This is a genomic window from Rhizobacter sp. P2_H2 (genome assembly GCF_056403375.1).
The window spans coordinates 1-3,414 of sequence record NZ_JBFUFP010000582.1 but is presented as its reverse complement, the minus strand read 5'-3'; the positions used below and the strand labels follow the sequence as shown (position 1 = coordinate 3,414).

General features: G+C 72.8%; 2 protein-coding genes. Both read left to right on the top strand.

Translation table 11 applies throughout. From position 1 onward, the window contains the following. Positions 1 to 2,775: amino acid adenylation domain-containing protein (locus AC1D15_RS22860; protein ID WP_477827771.1), on the top strand; the 2,775-nt coding region annotated here is incomplete at its 5' end. Between the two features lie 54 nt (positions 2,776 to 2,829). Further along, a partial coding sequence (locus AC1D15_RS22855; RefSeq protein WP_477827770.1) for a YebC/PmpR family DNA-binding transcriptional regulator occupies positions 2,830 to 3,414 on the top strand: 585 nt, incomplete at its 3' end.

The window sequence follows — 3,414 nt, the reverse complement described above, 5'->3', positions numbered from 1 at the left end:
GAGGTGCACTTCGACCTGAGCCTCGACGTGATGGAAAACGCCCGCGGACTGGACTTCCAGCTCGCCTGGGCCACCGACCTGTTCGACCGCGCGACCATCGATCGCTTGCGCGCGGCCTTCGTGCACCTCGCCGCGCAGGCGGCCGTCGACCCGCAGCGCGCGCTGGCGTCGACCACGCTGCCCGGCGAGCCGTCGGTGCTGCACGGCGAGCCGGTGGCCTGGCCGTGGCACAGCGTGCCGGCGCTGTGGGCTGCGCAGGCGGCGCGGCATGCGCAACGCCCGGCCGTCGTCGATGCGCAGGGCTCGCACAGCCACGCGCAGCTGGAACGCGCCGCGCGCAGCCTGGCCGCGCAGCTCGGCCGGCAGGGCATCGTCGCCGAGGAGCGCGTCGCGCTGCTGCTGGAGCGCGGCAGCCCGTTCGTGCTGGCGATGCTGGCGGTGATGAAGGCCGGTGCCGTGGCCGTGCCGCTTGATCCCGCGTTGCCGGTGCCGCGGCTGCAGGCGATGCTGCGCGATTGCGGCGCCCGCGCGCTGATGGCCGCCGGGCCGGTGCCGTGGAGCACGTTGCCGGTGATCGTGCCGGACTTCGACGTGCCGAGCCAGGAGTTGCTGCCGGCCGAGCCCGTCCTGCTGCCGGACCAGGCTGCGTACCTGATCTACACCTCGGGCTCGACCGGCGCGCCGAAGGGTGTCGTGGTGTCGCACGGCGCGCTCGCGAACTACACGCAATCGATGCTCGCGCGGCTGGCCTTGCCTGATGACACGCCGCGGGGCCTGAACTTCGCGATGGTGTCGACGGTGGCCGCCGACCTCGGCCACACCACGCTGTTCGGCGCGCTGTGCGCCGGCGGCAGCCTGCTGATGCTCGATGCGTCCGCAGCCTTCGACCCCGATGCCTTCGCCGACGCGATGCAGCGCCACCGCATCGACGTGCTGAAGATCGTGCCCAGCCACCTGAAGGGCCTGCTGAATGCGGCACGGCCGCACGACGTGCTGCCGGCCCACACGCTGGTGCTGGGCGGCGAGGCCGCCGATGCGGCGCTGCTGGCCACGCTGCGCGCGCTGCGGCCGGGGCTGCGCATCGTCAACCACTACGGGCCGACCGAGACCTGCGTCGGCATGCTGATGCACGTCGCCAGCGACGACGATGCAGCGCTGCCGCTGGGCCGGCCGATCGGCGGCATGTCGGCCTTCGTGCTCGACGACGCGCTCGAACCGGTGCAGCCGGGCATCGCCGGCGAGCTGTATGTCGGCGGACCGGGCTTGGCGCGGGGCTATCGCGGGCAGCAGGGGCTGACGGCGGGCCGCTTCGTCGCATCGCCGTTCCAGACGGGCGAGCGGCTGTACCGCACCGGCGACCGGGTGCGCCAGCGCAGCGACGGTGCACTGGTGTTCCTCGGCCGCAGCGACGACCAGCTGAAGATCCGCGGCTTTCGCGTCGAGCCGGGCGAGCTGCAGGCGCGGTTGCGCGAGTTGCCCGGCGTGGCCGATGCCGCGGTGCTGCCGGGCGTGGGCGAGTCGGGGGGCACGGTGCTGTGGGCCTGGGTCGTGCCGCGGGCGGGTGCCACGCTGGACGCCGCGGCGCTGCGGCTTGTGCTGCAAGGCAGCCTGCCGGCCTGGCTGGTGCCGGAGGCGATCGTCGTGCTCGACGCGATGCCGCTGACGGCCAACGGCAAGATCGACCGCAAGGCGCTGCCGCGGCCGGTGCAAGCCGCGGCGGCCCGCGCCATCGAGCCGCCGCGCGGGCCCACCGAGCAGGCGCTGGCGCGCATCTTCGGCGAGGTGCTGGGGCTGGCGGCCGTCGGCCGCGACGATGACTTCTTCGAGCTCGGCGGCGATTCGATCCTGAGCCTGAAGCTGATCGCGCGCATCCGCAAGCAGGTGCCGGGCGGCGCCGGGCTGGCCTTGTCGGAGCTGATGCAGGCGACGCGCTTGCGTGACCTGGCCGGGCGTCTGCAGCAGCGGCTCGAACAGCAGCACGATGCGATCTGCCTGCAGGCGGGCGGCGAGGGCGTGCCGCTGTACTGCTTGCCGGGGATGATCGTCAATTCGCGCGAGTTCCTGCCGCTGGCCGAGACGCTGCTCGGCACGCGGCCGGTGCACGGCTTCGTCAGCCACGTCTACACGCGGCGGCGCTGGYGCGGGTTCGCGGTGCAGGCGCTGGCGGCGGAGTACGCGGCCTTCATCGAGGCGACGGCGGTGGGCGGGCGCTGCGCGCTGCTCGGCTGGTCGTCGGGCGGCGACCTGGCGATCGAGGTGGCGCGGCAACTGCAGGGGCGGGTCGCGGTGGACTTCCTCGGCATGGTCGACGTGTTCGAGACCGAGCCGCTGTGCGCCTCGCGGCCGCTCGGTAGCGATGAGCGCGCGCTGGCCTGGCGAGAGATCGATGCCTGGGTGTCGAGATCGACGATGGCCGACGCATGGCGCGAGCTGTTCGCGCGGCTGGACGACGTGGAACGCGACGGGCTGGCCGAGCAGGTGCTGCTGGGCGACCGCGCGCTGCCGCTCGATGGCGATGGTGACGACGCGGCCGAGTACCTGCTGTGGGCAACGATCGACAAGCGGGTGCAGGGGGCGCGCTACCTGCATGGCCGCATCGAGACGCCGATACACGTCTTCCACGCGGGCCAGTCGGTGAACGACACGGTCGGCCGCCTGCGCGACTGGACGCAGCACGCGCCGGTGGTCGCCACGACCGTGATCGACGGGGCGAGCCACCTCGACATCATCCGCCGCGCGCAGCTGCACGCCGCGCTGCGGCGGGCACTCCCCTAGAATCGTTCGCCCCGAGCACGTCGCCCGGGGCATCGACGATCAAGGAACACCGGCATGGGCGCGCAGTGGAAGGCATATCACAAGGACCTGGCGGCCAATGCCAAGGGCAGGCTGTTCGGCAAGCTGGCCAAGGACATCATGGTGGCCGCGCGGCACGGCGCCGACCCGGCCGCGAACTCGCGGCTGCGGCTGGTGATCGAGCAGGCGCGCAAGGTCTCGATGCCCAAGGACACGCTGGACCGCGCGATCAAGAAGGGCGCGGGGCTGACCGGCGAGGTCGTGCACTTCGAGCACGCGCTGTATGAAGGCTTCGCGCCGCACCGGGTGCCGGTGATGGTGGAGTGCCTGACCGACAACGTGAACCGCGCGGCGTCCGACATGCGGGTGCTGTTCCGCAAGGGGCAGCTCGGCGCTTCGGGCTMGGTGGCCTGGGATTTCGACCACCTGGGGATGATCGAGGCCGAGCCGGCGGCGCCGGGCGCCGACCCCGAAGTGGCGGCGATCGAAGCCGGCGCGCAGGACTTCGAGCCGGCCGACGAGAACGGCGTCACGATGTTCCTGACCGACCCGGCCGACCTCGACCTCGTCAGCCGAGCGCTGCAGGGGCAGGGCTTCACGGTGCTGTCGGCCAAGCTCGGC